Origin of the sequence: Wolbachia endosymbiont (group A) of Icerya purchasi (assembly GCF_947251635.1) — a bacterium.
Lineage (GTDB): Bacteria > Pseudomonadota > Alphaproteobacteria > Rickettsiales > Anaplasmataceae > Wolbachia > Wolbachia pipientis.
Window position 1 is genome coordinate 549922 of record NZ_OX366357.1, and the last position, 22875, is coordinate 572796.

At 36.1% G+C, this 22875-nt stretch carries 23 protein-coding genes, 2 tRNA genes, 1 rRNA gene and 1 pseudogene; 10 read left to right on the plus strand and 17 right to left on the minus strand.

The genetic code is table 11. From position 1 onward, the window contains the following. Positions 1-227: 227 nt before the first annotated feature. The 6 genes from OPR17_RS02945 to OPR17_RS02970 all read right to left on the minus strand — a co-directional run bounded on the left by OPR17_RS02945 (position 228) and on the right by OPR17_RS02970 (position 4778). Positions 228-1262, minus strand: a complete 1035-nt coding sequence (locus tag OPR17_RS02945) for a Fic family protein (RefSeq protein WP_265022023.1) — start codon at positions 1260-1262, stop codon at positions 228-230. A 169-nt stretch (positions 1263-1431) separates the two neighbouring features. After that, a complete protein-coding gene (gene holA, locus OPR17_RS02950; RefSeq protein WP_265022024.1) occupies positions 1432-2424 on the minus strand; it encodes a DNA polymerase III subunit delta in 993 nt (330 codons plus the stop codon). A gap of 5 nt (positions 2425-2429) precedes the next feature. Beyond that, positions 2430-2609: a hypothetical protein gene (locus tag OPR17_RS02955; RefSeq protein ID WP_265022025.1), complete on the minus strand. Its 180-nt coding sequence runs from the start codon at positions 2607-2609 to the stop codon at positions 2430-2432. A 131-nt stretch (positions 2610-2740) separates the two neighbouring features. Further along, entirely contained in the window at positions 2741-3550 is an 810-nt protein-coding gene (locus OPR17_RS02960) for a metal ABC transporter permease (protein ID WP_265022026.1), read from the minus strand. Position 3551: 1 nt separating this feature from the next. Beyond that, positions 3552-3908: an Mth938-like domain-containing protein gene (locus OPR17_RS02965; protein ID WP_406828633.1), complete on the minus strand. Its 357-nt coding sequence runs from the start codon at positions 3906-3908 to the stop codon at positions 3552-3554. Between the two features lie 3 nt (positions 3909-3911). Beyond that, the gene (locus OPR17_RS02970) at positions 3912-4778 is read right to left on the minus strand and encodes a 4-(cytidine 5'-diphospho)-2-C-methyl-D-erythritol kinase (protein WP_265022028.1); all 867 of its coding nucleotides are present in this window, start codon (positions 4776-4778) and stop codon (positions 3912-3914) included. 81 nt (positions 4779-4859) lie between these two features. On the opposite strand from OPR17_RS02970, the gene OPR17_RS02975 reads away from it, so the two are divergent. Beyond that, positions 4860-8276, plus strand: a complete 3417-nt coding sequence (locus OPR17_RS02975) for a UvrD-helicase domain-containing protein (protein ID WP_265022029.1) — start codon at positions 4860-4862, stop codon at positions 8274-8276. 39 nt (positions 8277-8315) lie between these two features. Here OPR17_RS02975 and OPR17_RS02980 read toward each other — a convergent pair whose 3' ends face one another. The 5 genes from OPR17_RS02980 to OPR17_RS03000 all read right to left on the minus strand — a co-directional run bounded on the left by OPR17_RS02980 (position 8316) and on the right by OPR17_RS03000 (position 10391). Beyond that, positions 8316-8504, minus strand: coding sequence for a hypothetical protein (locus OPR17_RS02980; protein ID WP_265022030.1), 189 nt, complete (start codon positions 8502-8504; stop codon positions 8316-8318). Positions 8505-8665: 161 nt separating this feature from the next. Then, on the minus strand, positions 8666-9340 hold the full coding sequence (gene radC, locus OPR17_RS02985; RefSeq protein WP_265022153.1) for a RadC family protein: 675 nt from the start codon (positions 9338-9340) through the stop codon (positions 8666-8668). Further along, complete coding sequence (locus OPR17_RS02990; protein WP_041573522.1) at positions 9315-9545, minus strand: hypothetical protein; 231 nt, start codon at positions 9543-9545, stop codon at positions 9315-9317. Before OPR17_RS02990 ends, radC begins: the two co-directional genes overlap by 26 nt. 142 nt (positions 9546-9687) lie before the next feature. Further along, a complete protein-coding gene (locus OPR17_RS02995) occupies positions 9688-10284 on the minus strand; it encodes an RDD family protein (protein ID WP_265022031.1) in 597 nt (198 codons plus the stop codon). A 24-nt stretch (positions 10285-10308) separates the two neighbouring features. Continuing rightward, a tRNA-Leu gene (locus OPR17_RS03000) sits at positions 10309-10391 on the minus strand. Positions 10392-10500: 109 nt separating this feature from the next. Here OPR17_RS03000 and OPR17_RS03005 point away from each other — a divergent pair. From OPR17_RS03005 to OPR17_RS03015, 3 genes are all read left to right on the plus strand, one after another. Then, positions 10501-11940: a replicative DNA helicase gene (locus OPR17_RS03005; protein ID WP_265022032.1), complete on the plus strand. Its 1440-nt coding sequence runs from the start codon at positions 10501-10503 to the stop codon at positions 11938-11940. A gap of 116 nt (positions 11941-12056) precedes the next feature. Further along, positions 12057-12695 carry a hypothetical protein gene (locus OPR17_RS03010; protein WP_265022033.1) on the plus strand — a complete coding sequence of 213 codons (639 nt, stop codon included), beginning with the start codon at positions 12057-12059 and terminating at the stop codon, positions 12693-12695. Beyond that, positions 12677-13285, plus strand: a complete 609-nt coding sequence (locus tag OPR17_RS03015; RefSeq protein ID WP_265022034.1) for a hypothetical protein — start codon at positions 12677-12679, stop codon at positions 13283-13285. Before OPR17_RS03010 ends, OPR17_RS03015 begins: the two co-directional genes overlap by 19 nt. A gap of 73 nt (positions 13286-13358) precedes the next feature. Here OPR17_RS03015 and metG read toward each other — a convergent pair whose 3' ends face one another. Next, positions 13359-14996 (minus strand): methionine--tRNA ligase, encoded by a 1638-nt coding sequence (gene metG, locus OPR17_RS03020; RefSeq protein WP_265022035.1) that lies wholly within the window; start codon positions 14994-14996, stop codon positions 13359-13361. Positions 14997-15135: 139 nt separating this feature from the next. On the opposite strand from metG, the gene OPR17_RS03025 reads away from it, so the two are divergent. Together OPR17_RS03025 and OPR17_RS03030 are read left to right on the plus strand one after the other, a co-directional pair. Beyond that, entirely contained in the window at positions 15136-15303 is a 168-nt protein-coding gene (locus OPR17_RS03025; RefSeq protein ID WP_265022036.1) for a hypothetical protein, read from the plus strand. 66 nt (positions 15304-15369) lie between these two features. After that, positions 15370-16254 (plus strand): IS982 family transposase, encoded by an 885-nt coding sequence (locus OPR17_RS03030; RefSeq protein ID WP_265021329.1) that lies wholly within the window; start codon positions 15370-15372, stop codon positions 16252-16254. Here the strand turns inward: OPR17_RS03030 and OPR17_RS03035 are convergent. From OPR17_RS03035 to OPR17_RS03055, 5 genes and pseudogenes are all read right to left on the minus strand, one after another. Then, positions 16250-16567, minus strand: a pseudogene (locus tag OPR17_RS03035) (sugar phosphate nucleotidyltransferase); the annotation flags it as partial. The gene OPR17_RS03030 and the pseudogene OPR17_RS03035 sit on opposite strands and share 5 nt — an antisense overlap. A 116-nt stretch (positions 16568-16683) precedes the next feature. After that, positions 16684-17928, minus strand: a complete 1245-nt coding sequence (locus OPR17_RS03040) for a hypothetical protein (protein WP_265022038.1) — start codon at positions 17926-17928, stop codon at positions 16684-16686. Between the two features lie 76 nt (positions 17929-18004). Then, the gene (gene sdhD, locus OPR17_RS03045; protein WP_265022039.1) at positions 18005-18370 is read right to left on the minus strand and encodes a succinate dehydrogenase, hydrophobic membrane anchor protein; all 366 of its coding nucleotides are present in this window, start codon (positions 18368-18370) and stop codon (positions 18005-18007) included. Then, entirely contained in the window at positions 18367-18744 is a 378-nt protein-coding gene (gene sdhC / locus OPR17_RS03050) for a succinate dehydrogenase, cytochrome b556 subunit (RefSeq protein WP_265022040.1), read from the minus strand. The genes sdhD and sdhC overlap by 4 nt, the downstream gene beginning before the upstream one ends. 100 nt (positions 18745-18844) lie before the next feature. Then, positions 18845-20349 (minus strand): 16S ribosomal RNA (locus OPR17_RS03055). A 153-nt stretch (positions 20350-20502) separates the two neighbouring features. Here OPR17_RS03055 and OPR17_RS03060 point away from each other — a divergent pair. The 4 genes from OPR17_RS03060 to OPR17_RS03075 all read left to right on the plus strand — a co-directional run bounded on the left by OPR17_RS03060 (position 20503) and on the right by OPR17_RS03075 (position 22767). Continuing rightward, positions 20503-21117 carry a hypothetical protein gene (locus OPR17_RS03060; RefSeq protein WP_265022041.1) on the plus strand — a complete coding sequence of 205 codons (615 nt, stop codon included), beginning with the start codon at positions 20503-20505 and terminating at the stop codon, positions 21115-21117. A 507-nt stretch (positions 21118-21624) separates the two neighbouring features. After that, positions 21625-21795: a hypothetical protein gene (locus OPR17_RS03065; RefSeq protein ID WP_265022042.1), complete on the plus strand. Its 171-nt coding sequence runs from the start codon at positions 21625-21627 to the stop codon at positions 21793-21795. Continuing rightward, the gene (locus tag OPR17_RS03070; RefSeq protein WP_458694348.1) at positions 21758-22702 is read left to right on the plus strand and encodes an IS982 family transposase; all 945 of its coding nucleotides are present in this window, start codon (positions 21758-21760) and stop codon (positions 22700-22702) included. The genes OPR17_RS03065 and OPR17_RS03070 overlap by 38 nt, the downstream gene beginning before the upstream one ends. Then, positions 22680-22767: transfer RNA gene (locus tag OPR17_RS03075), tRNA-Ser, on the plus strand. The genes OPR17_RS03070 and OPR17_RS03075 overlap by 23 nt, the downstream gene beginning before the upstream one ends. The last annotated feature ends 108 nt before the right edge of the window (positions 22768-22875 follow it).

Genomic DNA, 22875 nt, shown 5'->3' on the forward strand with positions numbered 1-22875 from the left:
TCCAGTCTGGAATCTAGCCTTTCTGCAATCTCATCGAAAACGTTTTTCTATGCTAGTTTGCTTGCTTACAAGCAAACTTTTCTGGATCCCAGTATCTGGGCATTGGGATGACAAGAATAGGGCGCTGGGATCTAGTGGGCTCAAACTACAATGTTTGTACAGCTGTGATCTATATTCTATAGCTGAATAATTTAACAATTCAAAATGAATACATATCCTATTGAGCTCTATATTACATACCAGGTTGCTTTGCCTTTTCCATGCTGAGTGATGTGATTACTCTTTACGAGATTAGATACGTGCTTCTTTAAGGTATTGCAGTTTGCTTTAGTAATATTTTCTAAATCCTTAATTGTAAGACGTCCATGTTTGCTGAGTAGTGCTAATACTTTAGCAGAAAGTGGTGGTAAATAGAGATTTAACACTTTTTCATGTGACACCTTTTGTTCAAGATAAAATTTTTGCTTTTGTAGTGACCTTAAAAAGAACATAAGCCATGGATTAAAATCATTGTTGCTCGTCTTCAAGGATTGTTGAGTACGACGCAAAGCTAAGTAGTAACTCTCCTTATTACTTTCAAGGGAACTGTAAGGTACATAGATATACCCTAACTTTAGTAACAAGAAAGTTGTGAGAATGCGTGATAATCTGCCATTTCCATCCTGGAAGGGATGAATAGCTAAAAAAGTAACTATAAAAATGCCAATAATTAATAGAGGGTGTAACGATTTCACCTCTAATTGCTGGCTAGTCCAATAAATAAGTTCTTGCATTTGTGTTGCTGTCTCAAATGGAGAGGCTGTTTCAAAAACTATGCCCAAGCTTTTTCCAGATTCATCAAACGCTTCAACATGATTGGGGAATTTTTTATATTCTCCCATGTGCCTTTGATCTTTATATGAAAATTGTAAAAGCCAGATGTGAAACTGTTTTATAGTGTTTTCTGTAAATGGCATCTTTTTAAAATTTTGAAATACTTCTTCACACACATACGCATATCCGGCTATTTCTCGTTCATCTAGAGAACGAAATGAACGTGTATCAAGTTTGGATAATAATTGTTCAATTTCACGGTCTGATAGTTTTGCCCCTTCAATACGGGTAGAAGAACCAATACTTTCAATTGTTGCAATTTTCTTGAGCATTTGTAAACGTTCTGGAGCTAAATTACCAAACAATTGCCATGCTCCTTTAAATTCATCAATTTCAGCAACTAATTTTAACATTTCAGGTGTTATTACAATTTTTGAAATGTCAAACATATCTGTATTTTTATCTAGTTATATTCAATTATATTCGAAAATATCCTATTAGCAAAGAATACTTGTGAGACACACACTAAAGAATGAATTTTGGTAGGCATAAAAGCAGCTATTTTATGTTAAAATACAACATTTTGATGAAATTATAAGAAAGGCTGGATCTGAGTAGTCAGCTACTCGTCAGTGCATGTTGAAAAATCATTTTATGATCCAAGTCAGTTTTTTTACAGGTAACTTCTAAGCTTATCAATTTTTCCAAGATCTTCTTAAGTTCTGAAAGTTGCAAACTTTTTAAATGAGATTTAAAGCTCTGCAATTGTTTAAAAAACAATGGAGGACTCAGTTGATCAATTGCAACCTGCTCACTCATTCCACCTTGCACTGACAGCAAAACGTTTTCAAGGCGTAGGAAATAACTTGATATAATGCGAATCAGCGCTATCGGTGAAAAATTTTCTTGCGATATCAATGCATCAGAAATTCTAATGAAGCGCGACATATCTTTACTTGCTATGGCAGAGCATAGATCATCAAGTGTAGCATAGTCGTTGCCGGAAGTTGAAAAGCATAATTCTATATCAGTAAGTTTTAGGTCTTTTCTCTCCCCTAAGTACAAAACTAACTTCTCAAGTTCTGAACATATAGGCAGCTTGCTATGATTAAAGTAAGATTGCAAATGGTAGATTATCTCATTTGTGCATTTTATATCATTTTGTTTTAAGTAACTTGATATAATGTCATAAAGATTGCTGTTGCTGTCCTTATAGCAAGCAATCACACCAAAAATTTTTGAACTCTCCATATAACTTTTAGTCGCAGAATTATATGGAAGATCACTTGCTACCATCATTACATAGTGACCACTTGCGTTATAATCCAATACGTTTTTTAACTCTTTGGATATACCTCCACTCACATTTATCAGCTTAATTAATTTTTTGCTGGTAAACATCGAAATGTTTGCCAATTCAGAAAACAGTAAACCGGGTGACTTATTCACTATTGCAAAATCCATCACCTGAACTGAATACTCACCCAAACTGGCAATTATTTCTTGTACATAAAAACCAACCCTACTGTTATCACTTCCATGAATTAACACACCACTTAAAGCGTCAGGTTTCTCTAGGAATCTTTTAACTTTGGATGGTGTAACCCTCATGCCACCTATATGATATCATTCTCATTTGATTGTACATGAGTATCCAAAGACTCTGAGCTTTCTTGTACAATATCATCTGCCGTACTCTGCACATTATCCAACTCTTCTGTTTTTCCTGTAATATAATTATAAAATTTTTTCACAGGTTGAGATATATATTTGGAAAAAAATCCTTCTTCGCTCATATTGCTTACTCCATAAAATTAACAACTTATCATTAGCATATAAATAATAGTATAGCAAAAACTATTTTGTGCTAAGATAGTGATGTTTTATAATGAGTATATTACAAAATTATTAACATTCGAGATTAAAATTAAGCCAACCTGCTTAATACTAGCCTTATAAAATAAGCGATAATTAAATATACAGCTGCAACAAGTATAATTGCAGGACCAGTTAACAAATCAAAACTTGCAGATAACATGAGACCTGATATCCCAGAAATCACAGAAAAAACTGTTGCAACAATAATCATCTGCATCGGAGTTTTCGAAATGAGCCTTGCAGATGCTGCTGGTATTAGCAAAAATGCAGCAATGAGTAATATTCCTATTAATTGGGCAGCAATTGCTATAAATATAGCAAGAGTGATTGAAAATTCTAGTCTCACAAAATTGACATTAATCTTCTCAACTACTGCTAAATCTTGATTAATTGAAATCATTAACCAATAACGCCATCTAAATATTAATATCAAAGTAACTACTGCAGAGGTTAAAAAAATCAATGCTATATCACTTTGATCGAGCGTTAATATATCACCAAACAGTGAGCTAATAATACTATTATTGCCAGATGGAAGAAAAGACATAAGTATTAAACTCGATGATAAAACTACATTGGTAACAATGTTCAATATCGTATCAGCAGAATATAATCTGTTAAAATTAAGAGAAAGTAGTATAGCAAATGTAATTGCAATGAGCATTATGCTAAGCGATGGGCTAATCTTAAAAATTAAAGCAAGTGCAACACCGAGCAATGAAGAATGGGACAAACTATCACCAAGATAAGATAACCTTTGCCATATCATAAACGATCCTAAAGCGCCTGTTACTAGGCTAATTACGACTACTGCAACTAGACTGTTGATGAAAAAATCCTGGGTAAACATTTCAAACATGCTATATGGCTATTAGATAACTGACAACAAATCTATCTTCGGATATCAGAACATTATGGGTTCTGCATGCAGAACCTGTTGTCATAAATTCAAAATTTAAACCTTTTTGTTCCATAAGATAGGACTTCACTGAAGAACATAGTATATTGCGTGTTTTACCAGTACCTATTATCAAAATTTCTATTTCCTCTGTTAAAAAAGATTCAAAATGTTCCTTGCTATTTATATCACTTTCTTTCAATTTAATCACCTTTTCAGGAAAAACTATAATTGAGCCGCAATATTCTCTATTATTCACCAAAAATTTTCCTTCCCTGTAACCATTTATAAGATTTTTATTCTCGGAAATTAAGGGCATAAGTCAAACTATTAATTGAGTGTCACATACCCACCATTCTGGTTGCTTTTTTCCGATATTAACTGCAGCAACTTTTGCATTTTCCTCACTATCGAATATTCCAAAACATGATGCACCACTGCCTGACATGCGAGAAAGTATAGAGCCTTCTTGTGACTCAAGTGTTGATATCACATCCTTAATTTCAGGTACTAGGCTTATTGCTATTTCTTGAAGATCGTTTCTCGTCTCTTTAAGAAGCTTCAACAAATCCTTTTCAGCGTCATCGCTCCACTCAATTGGCTCAGAAAATTTTCCTTCATGTTTGGAAAATACCTCTGGTGTACTCAAAAACTTTTTTTTCGGTTTCACAAGCACCACATTCGTGGGTAAAGAGAACTTTTTAATGTGGCATAATTCTTCGCCAATACCCCTAACAAAGACAGGCTTGCTATCTACACTTGCGGGAACATCAGCGCCAACGCTTAGGGCTATTTCATTTAAAATCGTCCTATCAATCTCCCACAGCTTCCCTAGCGTGCGTATCACAGCTCCAGCATCTGAGGATCCGCTACCGAGTCCTGCAGCAATTGGTATGTTCTTTACAACTCTAATAGAAACTTTAGTACGCACTGGAGCATGTCTAAGCAGCAGATTAACCGCTTTCGTTACAGTGTTATACTGGTTATTTATTCTAGACTCGGAGTTTATAAATTCAACTGTAGAGTTATCGTATCTAGAATCCTTCTCACCTACTTTTATTTCCAAAAAATTAGAGAGATTAGCAAAGACAAATAAACCTTCAATCAAGTGATATCCTGTTTCTTTCTTATGTACAACATGCAAAAAAAGATTGATTTTTGCAGGCGCCTTTACACAAAAACTTTTCATTATATATCTTCACTAACACTATTTTTACATTATATGTATAATGCTATTTTAGTCAACTTATATAAGGTTTTCGCACTTCTGATGAGATCAAATGCCATAAATCCTAATTTCTCTGTGTGGGTAAATGCATCTGCTGGTACAGGCAAAACAAAAATCTTAATAGACAGAGTATTGAGACTTTTATTAGAAAACAAAAGAAATATTCTTTGCTTAACATTTACCAATGCTGCAACAAACGAGATGGAGAATCGCATTCACAGCATACTCAGTAAGTGGGCAATATGTTCAGATAGTGTGTTGGCAGCAGATCTAGAACAACTAGATTTCTTTCCGATGTCATTCCAGCGCGTGACGCTGGAATCCAGTAAAAAAAAGAGTGGATCCCAGTGCGTGACACTGGGATCCAGAAAAAATAAAGATTATTTAACAAGAGCAAGAAGGCTTTTCTCTGAACTGGAAAATCTTGGTCTAACTATACAAACCATACACGCTTTCTGTTACAAATTAATTTCCAACTTTCCTATAGAAGCTGGTATCGCTCCAAATTGTACACTGAGTGAATGTAAAGAATTACATTCCATCATATTCAATAAAGTGCTTCATAACAAAACTGTGCAGGATGATATCAACCTTATTGCAACTGAAATTGATGAAAATAAACTACGCGATTTGCTTTATACTTTATGTGTAAAAAGATCGATGTCAGCAAATGATTCGAAATATATCAAAGATAAATTGAGCGCCCCAGATGAAATTCATGACTTACAGAGCGAAACAATTGAGCACGTGGGAAGACTAGCCGAGATATTAAGTGAAGGCAGTAAAAGAGATCAGAGTTATAGTGAAATACTTTATTCTACTGTCATCCCAGCTGGGATCCAGAAAAAAAGAACCAGTGTCAGCTACTCGGATGACACCGGAATAAAGTGGAATGACACCAAAATAGAAAACCTAGCCAAGGTATTTCTAAAATCAGAATCGCACGAAAAAAAGAGCATATCATCCATTGCAACAAAAAGTATTTTGGAGAAATTCAAAGATGCAGAACAAATAATAGAGAGCGTTCAGAATGTAGTATTTACCCATATAAGAGACATGAACTCTTATCAAATATTCAAGAGAACTAGTAGCTTACTTGGTGTATTTAAAGTATATGTTGATTTATATAATAGTGAAAAATCAAAAAATGCACTGCTTGACTACAATGATATAATCAACTTAGCAATAAATCTTCTCAGCAATCCAAACTATAAAGATTGGATATTGTTTAACTTGGATCAAAAAATAGATCACATCCTTGTTGATGAGGCACAAGACAATAGCATCAGACAGTGGAAAATTATAACAAATCTCTGCGATGAATTTTTTGCCGGTAATGATGAAAAGCGAACCTTATTTGTAGTTGGTGACGTAAAACAATCCATATACAGATTTCAAGGAGCAAATCCCCATCTATTCAACTATATGCAACAATACTTTCATACGAAAACTGGTGGTAGAGATTGGATATCATGCCAACTTGAAAAGTCATTTCGTTCAACTCCAGAAGTTTTGATGCTTGTAGATAGAATATTTAATAACTTCCGCGCAGAAATATCTTTTAATGATAATGAAATAAAACATGTTCCACATAGAGAAAATGACCAAGGATATATTGAAATTTGGCCAGCGTTACCAAGGCGCAAAGAGAAAGAACAGCAAGCTTTACAAATTCCTCTGACATGCAGGGAAAATTATATAATAGCAGACCGATTACTTGCTCAAACAATAGCCAACAGAATTCACAATTGGTTAAATGAAGGGCGAATTTTAGTCGCTAAAGATCGCCATATAGAGCCAAGAGACATTATGATTTTGGTGCGACAACGAAACGTGTTAGTTGATTGCATAATAAGCGAACTTAAAAAAGCAAATGTGCCAGTTGTAGGCCGAGATTATTTTAGAATTATGGACTATATAGCCGTGCAGGACTTAATAGCTTTGGCCGAATTTTTACTCCTCCAGGCAAATGATCTAGCTCTTGCAAATGCTTTAAAATCACCGTTATTCAATTTTACCGAGGATGATTTATTTAATATTGCATACGACCGTAAAGAGCATTCGCTATGGGAAAGAATTGAGGATTATTCTGTGGTTATCTATAGTGAATTAAACTATCTCATTAACTTATCTCGCATAGAGTCTCCTCTTACACTATTTACACATATATTGCGTACAGGTAAGAAGAAATTTGCTGCAAGGCTAGGTCTTGAGTGCTTCGAGGTTCTAGACGAATTTATGAACCTTGTGTTGCAATTTGAAAATCCATCTCTTCAAGCATTTGTTCAGTGGATCAAGGAGAATAATCCGGAGATTAAGAATGATATGCAATCAGAACGCAATGCTGTGCAAATAATGACAATTCACAAATCAAAAGGTCTGCAAGCTCCCATAGTATTTTTGGTTGATACAAACACAGTGCCAAGAAACAGTGAAAGCATTATCTTTGATGGAACAGAAGTGCCATTTTGGTGTGGAAAAAACAACAACGCTTATTGCGATCAAGTAAAAAGAGAGAAAAAACTAGAGGATTATAATGAATATTTGCGTTTATTATACGTAGCACTCACGCGTGCTGAAGATGAGTTATACATCTTAAGTAAAGAGCCAGTGCAAAAGGGCTCTTGGTATGATCTAATCACTCAGTATGGAACATCATATGAAAAGAAACAAGCATACTTACAGCCAATATTTAAAGAAAAAGTTGAAGTATTATGCGTGAATGCAAACTACCCTTACATTTATAAAAAACGTGATTATTTTGACGTTCCAGTGATTTCGCTTCCGCCAAACCTATCAATGTCATTCCAGTGCTTGACACTGGAATCCAGTAAAAAAGAAGGAGAACCAGCATCAGCTACTCGCTCTCCGGTGTCATTCCAGCACTCTCTTTCGTCATTCCAGTGCGTGACGCTGGAATCTAATTTCTGGATCCCAGTGTCAAGCACTGGGATGACAAATAGGGGTATTGGAATGACAGATGAGAGTGCTGGAATGACAACAAGGAGCATTGGGATGACAGATGGTTATGCAAGAGGCCTGATTATTCACAGCATATTGCAGTATATGCCCAAGATAGAAAAAGAAAGGAGAAAAAATTGGGTCAGAAAATACCTTGATAACATCAGTGAAGATAAGGATGAAATTTACAGTAAAATATTAGCCTTTAATGAAAAATATGGCTATTTGTTTGACTTGGAAGGCAAATCAGAGATTACACTGAGTGGAACAATTGATGGCAAGTCAGTATTAGTACGACTAGATAGGCTATGCATAACGCAAGATAAAGCAATCATAATTGACTACAAATCACACCGTAACGTTTCTGTTTCCTTATTAAATGAAATAAAAAAACAGATGTTAATCTATAAAACCTTAGTACAAGAAATATATCTAAACAAGCAAGTAGAGTGCGTGGTTATTTGGGTGGAAGATTTAACCATTCAATCTGACTTTTAACGAAACTTGATTACAAGAGTGCGGTAAAAGAATCTATAGCTAAAGTAATTCTGGTTTAGCAACCAATTTAAAAAACAACAAATTCGTCATTCCAGTGCCTTCTTCTCCTGTTATTCCAGTGCCCTCTTTCTTGTCATCCCAGTGCGTGACACTGGGATCCAGAAAACTTAATTGCAAGTAATACATTGAGTTTGGTGAGTATGGGTTTTGCGTTATAGAATGAAGCACTTTTGGTGAATTTGTAAAGAAAACTGGATTCCAGTGTCAAGCACTGGAATGACAAGTTCTCGGCAACCTCTACGTCATCCCGTCACGGTATCTCTTAGCCGCTAACACGTAGCGGAATGACGATTGTCGGTAAATCTAAGTTACTGTAGCTATAAAGGCTTTCACAACAACCTATTTTCCTTGAAACTAAAATAGCTACTGAATGTAATAATAATGTGATCTATTAATTCTATTCCTATACTTTGGCAAGCTTCTGCTAGTTGTCTAGTGAGAGATATATCGCTATTTGAAGGTTGTGTATCTCCGCTTGGATGATTGTGAGATATTACAATGGATGTTGAACCAATCAAAAGTGCGCGCTTGATGATCTCTCTGACATAAAGAGGAGTTTGATCTACTGTACCAATATTTTGCAGGTCTTCCGCTATTAGACGATACTTTTTATTCATATAGATGACGCGAAAATTTTCCTTATTGAGGCTTCCTATACTTATTCTTAAATAATCAAGCAATTTTTCCCAGTTATCGATTACAGGCAGGTTTTTTATTTCTTCTCTTGCAGAACGAACAAAGGCTTGTTTTACACAAAAGATGGCAGATATCGCTGCATTGCTGACACCATCAACGTTTTGCAGCGCTTCCAGGTCAGCATTAAAAACTTTATTTAAGCTGCCAAAACTTTCTATCAAACTCTTTGCCACCGGTTTTACATCAATTCTACTATATGCTGAATATAAAATGTGCTCTAAAACTTCACAATCAAGTAATGATTGTCCATTATCTAAAATAATTTTCTCTCTTAGGCGCTTTCTATGCCCCTTTTTGTAATTTTTCATCATCAATGAATTGCTTATCTCTTGTATAATAAGAAATTAGATTTTTAAGTAAAATATTTAATAAAGCGCATGACGCACAATTGTAAGAACATTCATTTTTAAAGACAGCAAATGGTGTCATGAAAGTAGCTGAGACACTGTCCTCCTTTGTCATCCGAGTAGCTGACACTGGTTCCTTTACGACGGCAGTGCCCAGAGGTGTCATCCCAGTGCGTGCACATAGTGCAAAAAATTAAAAATAAGACGCCAATACGTAATACTGTTGTCGTTTAATCTGCACAGATTGAAGATAAATGAATACCTTCAGTATCATGATAAAGGGGCTGGCGAAGGGTGTCAAGTAGTTTTTAGCTCTGCCTTCTAAGGCTTTTACTCGTGACAACCACTGTGCCTGCGATCTTATCGTGCCAAGTTTGACAGCGTTTGTTGAAATTTGACCATAAAAAGCCCAAGAACAATGGTGCAACTGACAATATAAAGGAAAAAAATCTCTTGGTTGCTTGCCTTAAAGTCATTTTTCCGAAGGTTTGTGCATCCACAACTCTGAGCCCAAATAATAGTTTTCCAGGTGTAGCAGCAAACTTTACCCACATATATATTACATAGCAAAAGAGCATAATAAACTGGACTATTTGATTTAGGATCCACAGTTTACCAAGTCTACTCTGCATTGCCTTTTCTTCTATAGAAAGTGGCACTTGCATTGGGGATTTTGCATCAATTTGACTTAATATTTTGCTATCCTCTGAGTTTGTAAAGAGCTGATTAAAGGCTTGGCTGCAAAACTGCAAGAACAAAACGATAATAATCAAATCAAGCAATACTGATATATAGCGCCTGAGGCCCGTTACATAACACATTCCATTTTCATCCTTTTTCACCTTTTGAATAACATTTATAGAAGAAAAAATAGAGAATAAACGATCAAAAAATTTATGTAACATATATACGCTTTCCAATATTTAATGTGCCCCTGGCCGGACTTGAACCAGCACACTTTCGCAAGCAGCAGATTTTGAGTCTGCCGTGTCTACCATTCCACCACAGGGGCATTAAGTTTTAATGCTATAGGCAACACAGGATTAGTCAATTTTTTTATCTTTCAAATAAGGACTGAATATTCTACAATAATCAACAGTTACTCTCAAAACTTAAAATGAATGAATTACCTCAGTTCAAAAAGTGTAGACAAAGAAATATGTAAATTACCGCATAACTTAGAAGCTGAACAGATGCTTATTGGTGCAATGATTCGTGATAATAGAATCTGTGATGCAGTTGAAGACACAATTACAGCAGAAAATTTCTATGATCCACTGCATCAAAGTATTTTTACGCAAATATCCAAAACCAGAAAACACGGCATAGTTGCCAATGAACTGAGCCTTAAAATGTTTTTTGAGAACGACCAAGCGTTTACCGAGTGTGGTGGGGTAGAGTACTTAGCAAAGCTTGCAGCGAAGGCAAGTATTGCGCTTGATATCTATAGTTTGACTAGAATAATCCGTGATACTTACTTAAGGAGATGTTTAATTAAGCTCGGGCAAGAAATAGTTGGTGATAGCTACAACTACGATATTGAAAATCCTGCACAGGCGCAAATTGAACAAGCAATGACAAAATTGTTCAATTTGGCAGTAAAAAAACAAGGTGAGAAAACATATATAAAACTTGCAAGTTCAATTAAAGACGTAGTTGAGAAGATCAGCGCACTGAAAAATAATCCAGAGGCGCTAGGTATTACAACCGGACTTCAAGATCTAAATCAACTTCTTGGTGGTTTGCAGAAATCTGATCTGTTAATTCTAGCTGCAAGGCCTTCTATGGGTAAAACAGCATTGGCGCTAAACATCGCACTTAATGCTTGTAAGATTTTGCAAAAAAGAGCAGATAAACAACACCATGTAGCGTTTTTCTCACTTGAAATGTCAGCAGAGCAATTAACTGCAAGATTGATTACTATAGATTCAGGGATTAGTTATTATAAAGCATTAACTGGGAGAATTAGTGATTTTGAATTGCATGAATTTATCAATACTAGTACAGAGTTATCTGAATTACCTTTCCTAATAGATGATACTCCTGCGCTGTCAATTAGTGCCCTTCGCACCAGAATACGCTTGCTGTATCAATTATATAATGTAGAAGTGGTATTCATTGATTATTTGCAGCTAATCAGAGGAACAACAAAAAGGAGTAATGAAAATAGAGTGCAAGAAATCTCGGAAGTGACGCAGGGTTTGAAAGCAATTGCAAAGGAGCTAAATATTCCCATTGTTGCACTATCTCAGCTCTCCCGTTCTGTTGAGCAGAGGGATGACAAAAAACCACAACTTTCTGATTTGCGTGATTCAGGAAGCATAGAGCAAGACGCAGATATAGTAATGTTTCTCTATAGAGAAGAGTATTATGAACTAAGAAAACAGCCAAATGAAGGAAACAATAAACATCGGGAATGGCAAGAGAAAATGGAAAAAATTAGAAACATTGCAGAGCTCATTATTGCAAAGCAGAGAAATGGACCAATTGGCAGTGTGAAGCTATATTTTGACTCTAACAGAGGTGCATTTAAAGATTACACGGAAAGGCATAGTTCATAGCTTGGCAGCAATCTTCTTGTTCCCAAGTTCATTGATTATTTTTTTATGTAAAGATAGCTTGACAATTTCTTAAAAATCCTTTTATAATGGTATTATATTTTATAATACGTGAGATGATGAATAAAAACAATGTACCCTATCTTATAGCTGGTGCTCTGGCTACTGCAACTTTGTTAGCATCGGGAGTGTTTGCTATAGCTCCTTATATTGGTTTCTTAGCTCCAGTTGCAGCCTTAAGTGTTGGCCTTCCATTTATTATTGGTTGTGCTGTATTTTCTGCTGTAGCTATTGCACTTTCGTATGCAGCAGTTAGTAAGAACAAAACTATTTCTGAGTTAAAAAATGAAATGAAAGCTCAAGAGCAGGAAATTTCTGAGTTAAAAAATCAAGTACAAACTCAAAAGCAAACAATTTCTAAGAAAGATGATCAACTTGCTAAGCAAGTGGAAGAGATAAAAGGTAAAGGCAAAACTATTGTTGAGCAAAAAAAACTTATCACAGAAAAAGATAAAAAGATAGAAGAAGACGCATTAAAAGTAGCGGTTGTTGATAATGCTGTACATGGTTTGAACACTGCTGGGAACGCATCGTATCGGCTTGTAAAAGAAACAGTTAATGGTGTTTTGTATTCTAGCAAATATATTTACAATCATATACCATCAACTAAGTCAGTGAAAGAAAAGCTTAGTAATGCTTCTAATGCTGTTGGAAATAGCTTAAAGGTGTTTATAATGCTATGCCATCAACTAGAATAGGATTTTCATGGGTTTCAGAAAAATTTTCATCATACTGGGATAGTGCTAAAAACTTGATGTTTGGTAATAAGGCAGATCAAACAAGTGATGCTAGTCAACTTTCAAGTAAATCTCAAAATAATGGTATTGTCATTCCAGAGGGGGCAAGGATAGAGCTTTTTCCAATATTATCTGATTTTTTGTTTAGAGAAAAACAGAAGATGGTAAGGCAATTTTTAAGAGAGCAAACTGATGAAAAAAAGAATGTGGCTACACAAGAAAATTTAAAAACTGAGACTCCTAGCCAGGAAAATCAGATGAATATTGATAACGTTCCTAAGCAACCTGATCATTTAAATGTTGATGCTGCTAAAAGTTATTTAATGAGTCTTTCTGAGGATCAGGATGTATTTTATGATGCAGAATCTGGTGATGAAAAAGGTACTGAGATTTCTAGCCCAGAAAGTCAGCCAACTAAAGAAGAAAATGGTCAAGGCTGGTTTGCATGGAGCCTAGGAAAGGTTAAGTCGGCAATGACTGAAGTAGTAGTGATAGATGCTGATGTTACTAAACCATATTTTGCTAAAGTAACTAAGGCACTTGCCACCTAACTTGAATATGTAGACAGCGGTGTGCACCGTTGTTAACTAAAGATAATCCCATCCAGGAGAAATAGTGTAAAAACTATTTCTCCTCTTTAGCATCAACCCTCAAAAAAACCGGCGTAGGTTTAGGCAGCGTAATGCCTAAGCTTACGCATGCGTTGCACAGAGATTTTAAATCTTGTTGCTCTTTCGGGATTTGCAGTTGATCAAGTATCATTTCCGCTGACCTCGGGACAATTGCCTGCAATAAAATGCCAATTATCCTGATATATTCTAGTAATTTGTAGATTACTAAATTCATACGCGCTCTATCGGTTTTGCTTAATGTCCAAGGTGCACTTTTGTCTATGTAGGCATTTGCTTCAGAAGAGATGTTGATGATTAGAAGTATGATATGGTTAAATTCATACTTTGATAGGTGATTCATCACTTGATCGAGTATAGCTTTGCAACCTGGAAGACTTTCTTCACCTTTAAGTAGGCTTTGATCGATTGTTGGTACAATTCCAGAACATTGCTTGTGTAAAAATGAAATTGTTCTTTGTACTAAATTGCCTATGTTGTTTGCCAGTTCTGAATTTATCCGGCTGATCATATTTTTCTTACTAAAGTTGCCATCTTGGCCGAAGCTTGCTTCCCTGAGGAGAAAATAGCGTAGCTGATCAACACCAAACTCTTGAGCGAGGCCAATTGGATCTATGACATTACCAAGGGACTTGGATATTTTCTCTCCCTCGTTCAACCACCAACCATGAACTGCAATTTGTTTTGGCAGTGGCAGGTCTGCTGCAAGGAGAATCGCTGGCCAATATACAGCATGAAAGCGCAATATGTCTTTACCGATTACATGAACGTTGAAAGAGTTGTTAGCTAGGTTTGCAGCGCTTGACACTGGAATCTGCGTTTTCCCTTGGTTTGGTGTCATTCCAGTGCTTGACACTGGAATCTGTGTTTCTGGTTCTGCCCAAAACCTCTTATATTCCTCACCTTCAGTACTAGGGAAACCTATTGATGTAAGATAATTGGTTAATGCATCTATCCAGACATAGATTACGTGTTTGTCATTACCTGGTACTTTTATTCCCCAGTTAAAACTAGTGCGAGAGATTGAGAGGTCAATGAGCCCTGATCTTACAAACGATATCACTTCATTTCTTCTGCTCTCAGGAAAGATAAAACTTGGCTGATTTTTATAGAGTTCCAGTAATTTTTCTTGCCAGTTTGATAAGCGAAAAAAGTAACTCTCTTCTTTTATCCACTGGACCTCAGCACCTGTTGGTGCTTTGCCATCTATCAGCTCTGACTCCTGATAAAATGCTTCATCACGAACTGAATACCAACCCGAATAGGAATCCAAATATATTTGTCCTCTCTCTTCAAGTATATTCCATAAAGCTACCACTGCTTTTTTGTGACGTTCGTCCGTAGTGCGAATAAAATCGTCATACTCAAAATTCATGAACTTAGCTAATTCTTTAAATGAAACGCTCACTTCATCTGTAAATTCTTTTGGCTGCATTTCCTTTGCTTTAGCTGCTTTTTCTATTTTTTGTCCATGTTCATCTGTACCGGTGGTAAATTTGACATTTTTCCCAGCTAGTTTCATGAACCTTGCCACCACGTCACACAAGAGAGAAGTGTATGCATGACCAATATGCGGCTTATCGTTTACGTAATATACTGGCGTGGTGATGTAAAAGTTCTCGAATTGTTCCATGGTTCAGCATTTTGATAAAAATCAACTGAGTTAATTATAGTATTAAAAAGGCAGTAATAAATAAATATTGATTGGGTTAAGCATAATTTTTGAAAGAAGCTATTTACTGAAATTTTATTAAAATAAGAAACAATCAGGCATGATTATTGAAAGAACAATGAGAAATTTTCTTGTAATTCTATTTATAGTTTTCTATGCATTTGATGCACACGCTGATGGAGCAACAGATGTAATGTGTAATGTAATAGGTTACGTTCATGGAATAGGTGGACCAATGATTACAGTGGTAACGCGAATTCTGGATTAAAGGAGAATAGAAAAGGCAGAAAACAGGGTAAACTCAGCAATTATAAAAAAATAGATGAGGTTACCCATGGAAGATATAACAAAACTGTTTTGTTTGGTCGATGATTTTTGCAGAGATATAGAGAAAAATTTTGCAGGCAAACTACTGCCAAATGGTAAAAAACCCACAAGAACAACGGAAATTGAGCACTCTGAAATCATGACAATAATCCTGCTATATCAACAATCTCCGTGTAAAAATTTCAAAACTTTCTATCTACATTACCTAACGTTGCTCTACAAATCAGAGTTTCCAAAGTTGCCTTCATATACCAGGTTTGTTGCTCTAAAGCCTAGGGTTTTGTGGCATTTAGCAATGTTGTTGCATTGGCTTTGTGGACAGTCAGAAAACACTGGAATTTCATATATAGACACAACTCCCATTGCAGTTTGTCATGCAAAAAGAATATCCAAAAACAAAGTTTTTGCTGGAATTGCAAAATTAAGCAAGAGTACTTACGGCTGGTTTTTTGGTTTCAAATTACATATGGTAATCAATGAAAATGGTGAAATTCATGCACTTACGCTAACAAAAGGCAATGTTGATGATAGGATACCTGTGCCAAATTTGACGGAAAAATTAACCGGCCTTTTGTTTGGTGACAAAGGTTATATTGCAAAAGAGCTTTTTCAGAAGCTGTTTGACCGAGGTTTGAAACTTGTTACCAAGGTGAAAAAAGGTATGAAAAATACATTAATTTCGCTAAATGAGAAGATTTTACTGAGAAAAAGGTCTATCATTGAGACTGTTTTTGGTTACCTAAAAAATAGACTAGAAATTGAACACACTCGCCATAGATCCCCTGTTGATTTCTTGGTTCATATCTTTTCTACTCTCATCTCCTATTCCATCAAATCCAAAAAGCCTTCTATTTCCTATACTTCCTTCCTTAATCCAGAATTCGCGTTATGAAATGATCTGAAGGCAGAATTAACATTGTCTCGTTTTCATTGCAGAGAAGCGCAGCAATTAATATTGCCGCTGCTGTTCCAATTTTCACTGGTTCGAAAATCACTTTATATTCTTGCAGTGCATGCAATTCCTCCATCACTAATGACTCGTATTGTATATTTGTGGCAATTATGGGTGGCATATAACCACTTTTTAGCCTTAATAAAGTGTTCTGAAACATAGTATTCTGACTAAATATTTTCTGAAATTGCTTTGGCTTCGATAAAGGCCAAAGTCTGCTGCCACTACCACCACACAATATTACAGGGTGCATTAGTTAAGAAAATTGATTAAATAATTAATATCTTATACTGAGGATAAAATGTATGCAAGTTTTTGTTGTGGAATAGCTAATAAAGAAAGTAAATGTTAACTTAAAATAATGGCTGATTAGTGTGGTGGATGTGACAGAGCGCTTGCGCCTGCCTGTCTTTCTTGTGTTATTTTATCAGCATGGTTGCTCAATTTCTCCTGAGCAATAGCCTTTTTTCTAGACTCAGCTATGCTTTCATTATTTAAGCTTTTTCCAACACCTGGTTTTCTAGATTTATCTATACTTTCACTACTTTTGTTTAGCCCCTCTTCTAATTCTTTCTCAATGTCTGGCCTTCTAGCGTTAAGCTCATCCCATGTGCCCACTATACTAAGTGGCTTATGATCCTTTTGCCCTGGCTTTAGCCTTTCTCCACCTTTAATAACATTAAAGTCACTTTTTGCTTCTTCCCAACATCCTTTCAATTGGTGTTTCCACATAGTGAAGTAAGCATCACCATACTTCTTCTTATCTGCTACAAATAATAAAATTGGAGCCTTAAGTATGGTAGCTCCCATATTCACTAAATTTTTTACTGCCATTGCAGGGGTGAACAAAAGATAGCCAAAAGACTTTGCAATTGGGTTTTGTTTGCTTATTAAATGCTCCCCTAATTTTATAGGAAGAGAAGTCAATAATTTAGCACAAACTTTAGCCAAGCTTGTAGCAAAAACGATAGGAACAGATATAAGACTTTTATCTCGCTCTAGATTACCATTCTGATCTCTAATTTCAGAAAAACTAGTGTTTAATTTCTTATAATCACTAGTGTATAATAATTTTCCATTTCTTCCTTTTTCATCTCTATCTTTCTCATCAACTTCTCCCGTGTCATCATTGATGAAGCAACCTTTTTTAGCAAGAAAAGAAGAATTAGTTAATCTAAGTAACTTAGTATCAACCTCAAAGAACGGCACGTGTTTTTCAAGATCTATTTTTGAAAACTTAAATGGCTTATAAAATTTACTATAATCATTAACCTCACGCCTACCTTTACTAACTAAAAAGTCAATAGTAAAGTAAGATTTTTTATCAATTTCCTTAACCAAGGCTAGATCAAACTTGTATCCATTATATGCAGGCTGGTATTCGGGATTTCCCTTTTCATCCTTTACAAGCTTTCCATTCCTATCTTTTTTTTCTATAATTTCCCCAGACTCTACAATCTGATCATAATTCTTTGGATATTGACACTTTCGTCCATCCTCATATACCATTACCTTTCTAAGGTCTTTGACATAAACTTGAGATTCAGGTGAAATAAACAGATCCTTTACCTTTAGCGTAAGGTCCGTTCCCCACTTTTTCAATGTCTCTAACATATTGCTAAACCAAAATCGCTATAGTTCAATAATAAAACTAGTACACTAATAATATATTAACACAGCACCGGTGATTTTACAAGAAAATATGCCTGTAAAAGAAAAAAATTGTGAAGGCAAGAACTATATAAGTAATGCTTGATAAGTACTTTATGCATGTAATTGTAAAAATCCTTAGAGATACGCTGTGTATATAATCTTCACACACTACCTGCATTCCAAGAACTGCATGCCAGAAAATACAAAACAATAATACAACAAAAAATAAAAGCTCTAGAGGATGATCAATGGCCTGAAATAATTTTTCATTAAAAGACAAAGGGCTATCAGCATAAAGTGCGCAAGAAAATGAATAGATAAACCAAGGAAACAGGAGCAGTAAAATTACCGCAAAAACACGCTGGACCCACCAATGATGTACTGAATTTCCAAATTGACTCATATAAACATAAATAAAAAAGCAATAGTAGAAAGAAGTAGCGTTACTGTCAGCAGTATAGCACTCCTTGAAACGCCAGTAATTTCTAAATTAAGCCCAGCATTCCACAATAAATGACGAATACCATTAAGAAAATGATATACAAAACTTATAAAACATAAGACATAAGCTAATTTAGCAACAGGAGTGAATAATAATGCATTTAAGTACCTTACTATAAGTAACTCAGGAGAGTAAATATGTAATATGAAATACCAAGAAAGTATCATTAATAAAAGGAATAGCAAGATACCAGTCAATCTATGCATAATAGAGAAAAAACTAGTAACTTGTACTTTATATATTTGTAAATGTGGAGAAAGAGGTCTATCACTCATAAAATTCCGTTATCGGGAAATTAAAATAAAGTAGAAGTAAAGACAGCAGTATAGCACATAACAACACCATCATTAAAAATGGTAAGTTATGCGCAAAGCCTAAGGAGGTAATCCAGCTGCAGATTCCCCTACTGCTACCTTGTTACGACTTCACCCCAGTCACCGATCCCACTTTAAATAACTCCCTCCTTGCGGTTAGGTCGTTAGCTTCGAGTGAAACCAATTCCCATGGCGTGACGGGCAGTGTGTACAAGACCCGAGAACGTATTCACCGTGGCGTGCTGATCCACGATTACTAGCGATTCCAACTTCATGCACTCGAGTTGCAGAGTACAATCCGAACTGAGATGGCTTTTAAGGGATTGGCTTAGCCTCGCGACTTTGCAGCCCATTGTAGCCACCATTGTAGCACGTGTGTAGCCCACTCCATAAGGGCCATGATGACTTGACATCATCCCCACCTTCCTCCAGTTTATCACTGGCAGTTTCCTTAAAGTCCCCAGCATTACCTGATGGTAACTAAGGATGAGGGTTGCGCTCGTTGCGGGACTTAACCCAACATCTCACGACACGAGCTGACGACAGCCATGCAACACCTGTGTGAAACCCGGCCGAACCGACCCTATCCTTTCGAATAGGTATAATTTCCATGTCAAGGAGTGGTAAGGTTTTTCGCGTTGCATCGAATTAAACCACATGCTCCACCGCTTGTGCGGGTCCCCGTCAATTCCTTTGAGTTTTAATCTTGCGACCGTAGTCCCCAGGCGGAATGTTTAACGCGTTAGCTGTAATACAGAAAGTAAAACTTCCCACATTTAACATTCATCGTTTACAGCGTGGACTACCAGGGTATCTAATCCTGTTTGCTCCCCACGCCTTCGCGCCTCAGCGTCAGATTTGAACCAGATAGACGCCTTCGCCACTGGTGTTCCTCCTAATATTTACGAATTTCACCTCTACACTAGGAATTCCTCTATCCTCTTTCAATCTCTAGATTAGCAGTTTTAAAAGCAATTCCAAGGTTGAGCCTTGGGATTTCACTTTTAACTTACTAATCCGCCTACGCGCCCTTTACGCCCAATAATTCCGAATAACGCTAGCCCTCTCCGTATTACCGCGGCTGCTGGCACGGAGTTAGCCAGGACTTCTTCTGTGAGTACCGTCATTATCTTCCTCACTAAAAGAGCTTTACAACCCAAAGGCCTTCTTCACTCATGCGGCATGGCTGGATCAGGCTTTCGCCCATTGTCCAATATTCCCCACTGCTGCCTCCCGTAGGAGTCTGGACCGTATCTCAGTTCCAGTGTGGCTGATCATCCTCTCAGATCAGCTATAGATCATTGCCTTGGTAGGCTATTACTCCACCAACTAGCTAATCTAATATAGGCTCATCTAATAGCAATAAATTTTTCCCCCGTAGGGCGTATACGGTATTAGTTGCCGTTTCCAACAATTATTCCGTACTACTAGGTAGATTCCTATACATTACTCACCCGTCTGCCACTAAGTTATAACATAGCAAGCTACAATATAACTCCGTTCGACTTGCATGTGTTAGGCCTGCCGCCAGCGTTCATTCTGAGCCAGGATCAAACTCTCAAATTTAGACTTCAACCTATAAAAGGTTGAGGGTACATCGGATAAATCCGACAAAAAATAATTTAGCTTAATACTGCTGTCTTTATTTCTACTTTAGAAATATTTTAATCTCCAACTATTCAAACAACTTTAAGAATATTATTATGTGATATAATCACTATGTCAATATGTTTTTGCAAATCAAAAGCATTAATGTATAAATATATAACTATTTGGAATATTACCATGAAAAAATACATCTTTCTGCTTGCACTCGCGCCAATGTTAGTTGGCATCACATTATACTTATTGCACAATATTGATAACACAAAACAATCTATAACTGCAGGTGACAAGTTTTACGAAGTATTATTCTTAAAAAAAGATAATAAGCCGCTGCTAGAAGAAATAGATTCAAATTGGGAGTATTTAGCAAATTTTGAACGCGTATCCAATCATATCTCAGATTCAATGCCAACAGACACAGCATCTATTTATAATGATTTGGCAGATGATAAAGATGCTCCTGGTGTTTTGCGTGAGTTAGCACAATATTTAGAAGTAATGAGCTTACTTCACTCCAACGGTGAAAAAATAAATAAAGACAAAATTGATAATTTAGAATCAAGCACAGTATACCCTTATTCAAGCCAAGAAGCCATCGCTATAGTAAAGATACACAATAACGACGTTAAGGGTACAACTGAAATATTGCGTTCCCTATTAAATGATAGAAAATGCCCTATCCTAATCAAAGCTAATGCACAAGAATTACTCAGGATATATGGGAGTTAACTCATTGGACTTTTTGCATAGCTTTTGGCAGCGCATTGAATGAAACGAAAAACTTCCTTGACAAGCCTCGCCAGCTCCCTTATCATAAAACTGAAGCTATTTATTTATCTTCGCAATCTGTGCAGGTTAATGACAAAAAACCTAGGGTATTTGGCGTCTCATGTTTAATTTTTCGCACTACGTGCATCGCATGTCTTTAAAAATTTCTGGGTTTTTACCTATACAAGCCGAAACGCGCTTACAAAGCGTTTAAGACAGCAAAAAACGTCAAATTGACAAGGGAGAATTTGAATGCTAGCTACTACGGGGTTTCTTTGCCTTTTTTCCTGCTTAGTAAATTTCTTAAACACTTGCGGTGTAGGTTAGTTGCAAGTTAAAAGCAGCTAAATCGCTCTTAATCAAGCGTTTTAGAATAAAAAAAACGCCGATATTTTAGTACATGGTAAATAGCCAACCACCACGGGGCTTCTTTTGCCTTTTTTTTATTTGGTAAATTTCTTAATGTTTATGGCTAAAGATTGCACGAATGTTGCAATTACAAAAACGATTTCTACTAACGCGAATTCTGGATTAAAGGAGAATAGAAAAGGCAGAAAACAGGGTAAACTCAGCAATTATAAAAAAATAGATGAGGTTACCCATGGAAGACATAACAAAACTGTTTTGTTTGGTCGATGATTTTTGCAGAGATATAGAGAAAAATTTTGCAGGCAAACTACTGCCAAATGGTAAAAAACCCACAAGAACAACGGAAATTGAGCACTCTGAAATCATGACAATAATCCTGCTATATCAACAATCTCCGTGTAAAAATTTCAAAACTTTCTATCTACATTACCTAACGTTGCTCTACAAATCAGAGTTTCCAAAGTTGCCTTCATATACCAGGTTTGTTGCTCTAAAGCCTAGGGTTTTGTGGCATTTAGCAATGTTGTTGCATTGGCTTTGTGGACAGTCAGAAAACACTGGAATTTCATATATAGACACAACTCCCATTGCAGTTTGTCATGCAAAAAGAATATCCAAAAACAAAGTTTTTGCTGGAATTGCAAAATTAAGCAAGAGTACTTACGGCTGGTTTTTTGGTTTCAAATTACATATGGTAATCAATGAAAATGGTGAAATTCATGCACTTACGCTAACAAAAGGCAATGTTGATGATAGGATACCTGTGCCAAATTTGACGGAAAAATTAACCGGCCTTTTGTTTGGTGACAAAGGTTATATTGCAAAAGAGCTTTTTCAGAAGCTGTTTGACCGAGGTTTGAAACTTGTTACCAAGGTGAAAAAAGGTATGAAAAATACATTAATTTCGCTAAATGAGAAGATTTTACTGAGAAAAAGGTCTATCATTGAGACTGTTTTTGGTTACCTAAAAAATAGACTAGAAATTGAACACACTCGCCATAGATCCCCTGTTGATTTCTTGGTTCATATCTTTTCTACTCTCATCTCCTATTCCATCAAATCCAAAAAGCCTTCTATTTCCTATACTTCCTTCCTTAATCCAGAATTCGCGTTTATATATTGCTTAAAATCAAATGTTGTGATAGAAAAGAAATGGACGGATGGCCGAGCGGTTTAAGGCACCAGTCTTGAAAACTGACGTACGTGATGAGCGTACCATGGGTTCGAATCCCATTCCGTCCGCACAGCATCCCGCTATGTTAGCTGATTTTTAGAGCTTATTTGGACTATGTGGTTCATAACGCTGGAAATCTTATCTAATCTAGCCACATCTTTTAAAAATACATCCCT

What these genes read in the sequence shown, in the direction of transcription:
- radC (WP_265022153.1), bottom strand. Translation starts at nt 9,340, where the DNA reads ATGAAAAATTACAAAAAGGGGCATAGAAAGCGCCTAAGAGAGAAAATT.
- OPR17_RS03015 (WP_265022034.1), top strand. Translation starts at nt 12,677, where the DNA reads ATGCCATCAACTAGAATAGGATTTTCATGGGTTTCAGAAAAATTTTCA.
- holA (WP_265022024.1), bottom strand. Translation starts at nt 2,424, where the DNA reads ATGAGGGTTACACCATCCAAAGTTAAAAGATTCCTAGAGAAACCTGAC.
- OPR17_RS02995 (WP_265022031.1), bottom strand. Translation starts at nt 10,284, where the DNA reads ATGTTACATAAATTTTTTGATCGTTTATTCTCTATTTTTTCTTCTATA.
- OPR17_RS02965 (WP_406828633.1), bottom strand. Translation starts at nt 3,908, where the DNA reads ATGCCCTTAATTTCCGAGAATAAAAATCTTATAAATGGTTACAGGGAA.
- OPR17_RS02975 (WP_265022029.1), top strand. Translation starts at nt 4,860, where the DNA reads ATGAGATCAAATGCCATAAATCCTAATTTCTCTGTGTGGGTAAATGCA.
- OPR17_RS03005 (WP_265022032.1), top strand. Translation starts at nt 10,501, where the DNA reads ATGAATTACCTCAGTTCAAAAAGTGTAGACAAAGAAATATGTAAATTA.
- OPR17_RS03010 (WP_265022033.1), top strand. Translation starts at nt 12,057, where the DNA reads ATGAATAAAAACAATGTACCCTATCTTATAGCTGGTGCTCTGGCTACT.
- OPR17_RS03060 (WP_265022041.1), top strand. Translation starts at nt 20,503, where the DNA reads ATGTCAATATGTTTTTGCAAATCAAAAGCATTAATGTATAAATATATA.
- OPR17_RS03040 (WP_265022038.1), bottom strand. Translation starts at nt 17,928, where the DNA reads ATGTTAGAGACATTGAAAAAGTGGGGAACGGACCTTACGCTAAAGGTA.
- sdhD (WP_265022039.1), bottom strand. Translation starts at nt 18,370, where the DNA reads ATGAGTCAATTTGGAAATTCAGTACATCATTGGTGGGTCCAGCGTGTT.
- OPR17_RS03025 (WP_265022036.1), top strand. Translation starts at nt 15,136, where the DNA reads ATGATTATTGAAAGAACAATGAGAAATTTTCTTGTAATTCTATTTATA.
- sdhC (WP_265022040.1), bottom strand. Translation starts at nt 18,744, where the DNA reads ATGAGTGATAGACCTCTTTCTCCACATTTACAAATATATAAAGTACAA.
- OPR17_RS02960 (WP_265022026.1), bottom strand. Translation starts at nt 3,550, where the DNA reads ATGTTTGAAATGTTTACCCAGGATTTTTTCATCAACAGTCTAGTTGCA.
- OPR17_RS02945 (WP_265022023.1), bottom strand. Translation starts at nt 1,262, where the DNA reads ATGTTTGACATTTCAAAAATTGTAATAACACCTGAAATGTTAAAATTA.
- OPR17_RS03070 (WP_458694348.1), top strand. Translation starts at nt 21,758, where the DNA reads ATGGAAGACATAACAAAACTGTTTTGTTTGGTCGATGATTTTTGCAGA.
- OPR17_RS02955 (WP_265022025.1), bottom strand. Translation starts at nt 2,609, where the DNA reads ATGAGCGAAGAAGGATTTTTTTCCAAATATATATCTCAACCTGTGAAA.
- metG (WP_265022035.1), bottom strand. Translation starts at nt 14,996, where the DNA reads ATGGAACAATTCGAGAACTTTTACATCACCACGCCAGTATATTACGTA.
- OPR17_RS03065 (WP_265022042.1), top strand. Translation starts at nt 21,625, where the DNA reads ATGGCTAAAGATTGCACGAATGTTGCAATTACAAAAACGATTTCTACT.
- OPR17_RS02990 (WP_041573522.1), bottom strand. Translation starts at nt 9,545, where the DNA reads ATGACACCTCTGGGCACTGCCGTCGTAAAGGAACCAGTGTCAGCTACT.
- OPR17_RS03030 (WP_265021329.1), top strand. Translation starts at nt 15,370, where the DNA reads ATGGAAGATATAACAAAACTGTTTTGTTTGGTCGATGATTTTTGCAGA.
- OPR17_RS02970 (WP_265022028.1), bottom strand. Translation starts at nt 4,778, where the DNA reads ATGAAAAGTTTTTGTGTAAAGGCGCCTGCAAAAATCAATCTTTTTTTG.